This is a genomic window from Cellvibrio sp. (assembly GCF_053579595.1).
The window spans coordinates 1-6,690 of sequence record NZ_JBRFPI010000121.1 but is presented as its reverse complement, the minus strand read 5'-3'; the positions used below and the strand labels follow the sequence as shown (position 1 = coordinate 6,690).

At 50.5% G+C, this 6,690-nt stretch carries 6 protein-coding genes and 1 pseudogene; 4 read left to right on the top strand and 3 right to left on the bottom strand.

Annotation, left to right across the window (positions count from 1 at the left end; genetic code table 11):
• Positions 1-306: pseudogene (locus tag ACWA6V_RS09545) on the bottom strand (LPS-assembly protein LptD); the annotation flags it as partial.
• Between the two features lie 281 nt (positions 307-587).
• Here ACWA6V_RS09545 and ACWA6V_RS09540 point away from each other — a divergent pair.
• The 3 genes from ACWA6V_RS09540 to ACWA6V_RS09530 are packed head-to-tail and all read left to right on the top strand — an operon-like array spanning position 588 to position 3,327.
• Positions 588-1,673, top strand: a complete 1,086-nt coding sequence (locus tag ACWA6V_RS09540; protein WP_449522267.1) for an aminoglycoside phosphotransferase family protein — start codon at positions 588-590, stop codon at positions 1,671-1,673.
• Positions 1,670-2,386, top strand: coding sequence for an N-acetylmuramate alpha-1-phosphate uridylyltransferase MurU (gene murU, locus ACWA6V_RS09535; protein WP_449522266.1), 717 nt, complete (start codon positions 1,670-1,672; stop codon positions 2,384-2,386). The genes ACWA6V_RS09540 and murU overlap by 4 nt, the downstream gene beginning before the upstream one ends.
• A gap of 59 nt (positions 2,387-2,445) precedes the next feature.
• Positions 2,446-3,327, top strand: a complete 882-nt coding sequence (locus tag ACWA6V_RS09530) for an SPFH domain-containing protein (protein ID WP_449522265.1) — start codon at positions 2,446-2,448, stop codon at positions 3,325-3,327.
• A gap of 79 nt (positions 3,328-3,406) precedes the next feature.
• Here ACWA6V_RS09530 and ACWA6V_RS09525 read toward each other — a convergent pair whose 3' ends face one another.
• Entirely contained in the window at positions 3,407-4,087 is a 681-nt protein-coding gene (locus tag ACWA6V_RS09525) for a hypothetical protein (protein WP_310067147.1), read from the bottom strand.
• Positions 4,088-4,122: 35 nt separating this feature from the next.
• Positions 4,123-5,964: a serine/threonine-protein kinase gene (locus ACWA6V_RS09520; RefSeq protein WP_449522264.1), complete on the bottom strand. Its 1,842-nt coding sequence runs from the start codon at positions 5,962-5,964 to the stop codon at positions 4,123-4,125.
• 265 nt (positions 5,965-6,229) lie between these two features.
• On the opposite strand from ACWA6V_RS09520, the gene rpsT reads away from it, so the two are divergent.
• On the top strand, positions 6,230-6,499 hold the full coding sequence (rpsT, locus tag ACWA6V_RS09515) for a 30S ribosomal protein S20 (RefSeq protein WP_310067153.1): 270 nt from the start codon (positions 6,230-6,232) through the stop codon (positions 6,497-6,499).
• Positions 6,500-6,690 lie beyond the last annotated feature (191 nt).

Genomic DNA, 6,690 nt, shown 5'->3' with positions numbered 1-6,690 from the left:
ATCCGCACGGAAGGAGCGACGCCCTTGGGTCAGGCGCACATCATCGCGCATGATGAATTTGGTTTGGTTTTCGGATTCCGAGTAATCGGCGGTACCAAAGATATTGGCTTTTTCCGGATCCATCTCCGATTCAACATCATCGCGCGGCGGTGCCACATAGGCACCACAACAGGCAGTGGGCACTTGGGCTTTCTGCTCCGGGGTAAGCTCTTCCATGGGCACCCAATCCAATTCGCGCAACTGCTCGTTGGGATCTTTTTTAGGCGCCGATACCGCGTTATCAGCCCAGGATAAAGGGGCAGACAATAGCAAAATCCCCGCGCACTGGGCTGCAACACACAGGGCAAGGCGGGAGCGAAGGAATTTATTGCGCAGATTCTGTTTGGAGTGATTCTGGGTTGGAGCCATTAACCGCGGTCTCAAATAGGCGCGCCATACATATGCCGCCGAAAAATTGAGGCGATTCTACTGTAAACCGTCTGTACTGGGAATGAATTGGGGGAAATCACCTGACTGGGGTAGAATCCGGCCACAATGGCACCTATGCCCAATGCCCGATTAATCATTTACGCGAGCCCGGAATCTGCATGACCACCCATCACATAACGGCCGCCGCCAGCGCCCCCATCGACACCAGGAAGTTAGCCCTTACCAACTGGGTAGCTCAGAAAACATCAAAGGCGGAGCACCCGATAGAATTGATCAGCCTGGGCAGCGATGCGGGCTTTCGCCGCTACTTCCGCTACCAAACCCCGTCGCAGTGGCTGGCAGTCGACGCGCCACCCGCCAGCGAAGACACGCACCAATTTCTCGCCATCGCCCGCCTAATCGAACGACAAGGTGTGCGCAGCCCGCGTATTGCCGCCGCCGATGCAAGCCAGGGCTTTTTGCTGGTTGAAGATATGGGCGACCGCTTGTTCTTTCGCGAAGTGAATACCGGTAACGCCGACAGCCTTTATCGACAGGCGCTCAGTACTCTGCAGCAACTCCAGCGGTGCCAGGATAATACCGCGCTTATCCCGCGTTACGACCGCGCGCTCCTGCGCCGCGAACTGGAAATTTTCAGCGAATGGTTTGCCGATAAACTGCTCGGCCATCCACTCAGTACAACCGAGAAAAAATTGCTCGATGAATTATTTATTCAATTGGAGGACAACGCACTCGCACAGCCACAAACCTTTGTGCACCGCGACTATCACTCGCGCAATCTGTTATTGCTCGAAGATGGCGAGCTCGGCGTAATTGATTTCCAGGGCGCACTCTGGGGTGGAGTGACTTACGACCTGGTCTCGCTGCTGCGCGACTGCTATCTGCACTGGCCAGAGGAAAAGGTAAAAGCCTGGGCATTGGATTATCGTCAACAGGCAATCAGCGCAAACATTATTCCGGATGTCAGTGAAACGGAATTCCTGCGCTGGTTTGATTGGCTCGGCTTGCAGCGCCACATAAAAGTGCTCGGTATTTTTGCGCGTTTAAATCTGCGCGATGGCAAAACCGGCTACCTGAATGATTTACCGCTGGTGATTCGCTACACACTGGAAGTCGCAGGGCAATATCCGGAGCTGCAGGCTTTCGCCGCCTGGTTCAAACAAGTTCTATTACCGCTAGCACAACAGCAACCCTGGTATCAGGACTATCAAACAGCGGGAAATCAAACGGCGGGCGATCAATGAAAGCCATGATCCTCGCCGCCGGGCTTGGCAACCGCATGCGCCCATTGACCGACCACACTCCCAAGCCACTGCTGTGCGCAGGCGGCAAGCCATTAATTGAATATCACTTGGAAAATTTACGGCGCGCGGGGATTCGCGAGGTGATTATCAACCTCGCGTATCTCGGCGAAAAAATTCGCGCGCACTTGGGTAATGGCCAACAATTTGGATTGAAAATTAGTTATTCCACCGAACCCGAACCGCTGGAAACCGGCGGCGCTATTTTGCATGCGTTGGATTTACTCGGTGAAGAACCTTTTTTATTAATCAATGGCGATGTCTGGTGCGATCTGGAGCTAGCGCAATTTATCCAACACCCCATTGTTGAAAATACGTTAGCAAGCCAACTAGGGCATTTGCTGCTAGTGCCCAATCCGGAATTTCATCCGCAGGGTGATTTTGCACTTGCCAGTAGCGGGCACTTAATTGATGATCCTGAAAAAACAGCTCCACAGCGATTTACCTTCGGCGGCATCAGTTTGCTCAAACCGGAATTAATCGCCAATTACCCGGATAAACGCCAAAAATTTCCTCTGGTAGAGGTTTTACGGCGTGCGATTAACAACGGGCAATTGACCGGACAAGTACACCAAGGGCACTGGAGCGATGTAGGAACTCCTGCGCGCTTACAAGAGCTCGAAAATTATTTATCGCACTTATCAAAACAGCCCTAACCGAAAAAGCACCAACCGAAAACCCTAAAAAAATTGATAGACAAACTAAAGGAAACATCATGTTAAAAGCCGATTTCAGCTCACCCAATCCGATCAGCCTGGGCAAAATTATTCCCGCCGTCGTTATACTTTTTCTCATTACTGTGCTTTACGGCAGCTGGTACACCGTTGACCAGGGCGAGCGCGGTGTACATTTGCGCAACGGCAAAATCATTGGCACTGCCGCTCCCGGCTTGGGCTTTAAAATTCCGCTGATCGATTCAGTGGTAAAAATATCCACCCAAACACACACCGCGAACTATGAGGCATTGCAGGCGTACAGCCGCGACCAACAACCCGCCACTATTCGCGCCTCTGTGACATTTAGTGTTCCGGCCGACCGTGTCGAAGAGGTTTATGAAAATTTCAAAAGTATTGATTCAATGATGGCTCGTCTCGTGGACCGTCAAGTACCTACACAAGTTGAGAACATTTTCGGGAAATATACTGCCATCTCAGTCGTGCAAGAGCGGGTTAAATTCGGGATCGACGTGACCGATGCCATCACCAAATCCATTAACGGCCCGATAGTGATCAATTCGGTGCAGATTGAAAATATCGATTTCAGTGCGGCCTATGAAAAATCGGTAGAAGACCGCATGCGCGCCGAAGTAGAAGTACAGACGCAAAAACAAAATCTGGAAAAAGAGCGAGTGAGTGCGCAAATTGCAGTGACCAAAGCACAAGCCGAAGCAGATTCACAACTTGCACGCTCCAAAGCCGAGGCAGAAAGTATTCGGATAAAAGGTGACGCAGAAGCCTCTGCAATTAAAAGCCGCGCGGAAGCACTGGCGCAAAACCAAAACTTGATTGAGCTGACCAAAGCAGAAAAATGGGACGGACAGTTACCAAAAACCATGCTGCCCAACGGCACATTGCCATTTTTTAATACCAACAAATAGAAACTCTTTCGACAGATACAACAAGGGCGCCCATATCGGCGCCCTTTTTATATTCGATGTCGATTCGTTTCAATGAGAACTAATTCATCGCCAACAATTGCATAGCGCCCAGCTCATTGACATGCAAGACCAATTGAATATCGTTGTTTGATGTATCCACCACCTTACCATTGAGCAGCAATTCCGTTTTAATCGGATACACCCCCTGCGGCAAACCTTCGGGCAAGGTAAATGAAAATTCATTTTGGTAGCGCCCACCTTTTTTGGTTTTTTCATTGACCGGTTTGGTGAAGTTTTTTAACTCTTTGGTGTTGTCTTCATTGTCATAAATAACAATGCTTTCTTCGATCAATGCTGTTTTTTGTTTAGTGCCCGGGACTACCACTATATCGGATTGGATAATTACCTCTTTGCCAGGCTCAACCACGTTACCGGGAAGGGTTTTGGTGGTGTATTCAGTCGCGGTAGGTTCGGTCGGCAAGTTATTATTTTGGGCTTTATATTCCTCGGCAACTTGCTCTTCTTTAGCAATGCGCTCGGAGCGATGCTTGATAATCATTTTAGTGAGTACTGTCACCGCAACAGCAACCGCCGCCACACGCGCAACCGCTTTAAGATGCTCGCGATTTTTACAACCCTGGTCACCACTTTTACATTTATGCGAGCGGTCAATATTGTCTTTCAGATCGCCCAAACTAAATGCCTGCGCCGGATTAACCAAGACACAAAACAACATAAAGATTATCGCTTTGGTTTTCATAATTGCCGCACCTTGACCTATTGATTATTGGATACTTATTTAATGGTAAACCCTGTTTCTTTTAGCTTGCGCTGGGTTTCCTGTGCGCGGCTTTTTAAAGTTGTCGCCGGTTGGTAGCCCGCATCCAATTCCAGCACCGATTCTGCTTTGGCGATAGCGCAGGAATAATTTTTCTTAGCCATGCAGTTTTCGGCATCGACCATCAAGCGGCTGACTTTTCCGGCTAACGCACCTTCCTGCTCCTTGGCCGAAGCGATTTTTTGCTTCAGTGCGATGGCTTCGGCATGTGCTGGGTCCAACGCCAAAATGCGGTCAACTGAATTAACTGTACACGTATAATCCCTGGCGGTGAAACAACTGTTAGCCCGCGCCAAGGCATCATCTATCTCCGCCTGCTTTTGTGTCGCCGATTGCGCCTGCTGCGCGCGCGCCACACTTAACGCCTCATGAAAACTGACCACTTGCGAATTGTGCACACCGACTGCCTCGGCTTTTTGCAAATACACAGCCGCACACTCCAAATCCTGTTGTAGTAAACACCGCTGCGCCTCACCAATCAGTTCGCCGATTTTATCGTCTTGAAGACGCTGCTCTTGCGCTTGCTGGGCGGCCAACAATAACTGGCGCGCTACAGAATTATCGGTGGCAAGATTGGTCGCCACCAAACTCTGTTCAATTGCGCAGGCAAAATCCTGAGTTGCAAAACAGCTTTGCGCCTGTGTTATTTTTTCGGCGATGGTTGCCTGCACTTTTTGCTGCGCCTGATGCTGGCTAAAGCCAAACCAGGCCGCACCTGCAAGCGACACCAAAGCCATCCCCACTGCGGCAGTCAACATCAAGGGGTTGCGACGGGGAAATAACTCATCGGCAAATTGCGCAATGCTCGCAGTGCGCTCAGCTTTGGTGAGCGCGAGCGCATGACTCAAGGCTTTCCACTCACGCGCGCTGAGTTTATCCAAACGTTTAGGCACCAGTTTTTGCTGGTATGCCTCTAGTGCGGAACGATTATTGTAAGGATGGCGCCCAGCCAACATCTCATAAATCACACAGGCGAGCGCGTAGACATCATCGCTAAAGCCGAGCGGTTCATCTTTCACCATTTCGATAGTGGCATAGGCCGGCGTCAGCGCGCCCAATTGCCCCGCATCAAACTTGTGTTTTTGCGCCTCCTTCGAGGCTGCGCGGGCGATGCCAAAATCCAACACCTTGGCGCTACCGTCGGTGTTCACAAACACGTTGCCGGGTTTGAAATCCGCATGAATTAATTGGCGCTGGTGTGCATAAGCCAGGGCGGCACACAGGTCTTTGGCTATTTGCCACACTTGTTCTTTGGGCAAGCCCTTATTGCGCTGGTTTTTAATGAGTTGATCCAGCGGCTGCCCTTCGAGCAGCTCCATGGTCATGAACAGCGTGTCGCCTTCGCGGTCAAAATCGTGCACCGTAACGATATTAGGATGTGCGAGCGTCTGGGATTTAGCCGTTTCCTGCTGCAGCGTAACAAATGCGTCGGGGTGATCTTTGAAATCCTGGTTGAGGATCTTGGTGGCGATATATGGATTGGGGTCCTCTGCCTCGACTTTGCGCAAATCTTTGGTTTTGTAGACGGTCCCCATACCGCCATGCCCCAGCACATCCTCTAACAGGAAGCGCTTTTTCAGCAGCCTGCCTTTACCACTTTGGGATTGTTTAACCAGTTCACGCGCCTGTGCAAACCCGGTCGAGTGATTGTGTGGAGCACTGTATTGGGTGAATTGAGTGGCGTTCGCTGTATCGGCAACCGGCGACGACGATTCCGGGCGCCTCTGTGCAACGCGTGTTTCCCCCTCCTCAACCGAGGCCCTTAGACTGGTCTTATTCGATTCTTCGTTGTCGGCCACGCAAAAATCCCCTGAGCTTTTGGCGTATTTATAACCATGAATACTAACACGGCTGCGGGTTCTGCGGCATGTTGCGTCAAGCGGTAACATCGATGGATAAACAGGCGGGGCAAAGTAAGCAAGCTTTCCGCCAAAGTGCCAATTCCAGTAAAAGATCATAGTTTCTTCGGTTGACAAACGAATCGAACACGGCATAATGTCGCGTCCTTGAATCCCGACCCCTTTTCGACAGTTTTGTCCAGAATTTATCTATAGGAGCACTAAGGTGGCAAACTCACCCCAAGCCAAAAAACGCGCGCGTCAAAATGAAAAAGCTCGCAAGCACAACGCAAGCATGCGCTCTATGGGGCGTACTTACCTCAAGAAAGTGCTTGCCGCTATCCAAACTGGTGACAAGGCAGCAGCCCAAGCCGCTTATGTTTCAGCTGTTTCAGTGATTGATCGCATCGCTGACAAGGGCCTGATCCATAAGAACAAGGCAGCTCGTCACAAGAGCCGTTTGAACGCCAAACTCAAGGCATTGGCAGCAGCCTAATTGCCCAGTTGGTTTCAAGCGTGAAAAAGCCGGCTCAAGCCGGTTTTTTTATGCCCGCAATTTGGTCAAAGTGCTGCCTTAGGCACCACAAAGCATAACTTTAGCTCTATACACTGTCACATAAACAGATTATCTTCGGCAGCAACTTTTGACCGGAACCCTTTTTCGGCATTTCAAAAAGAGAGCTGGGG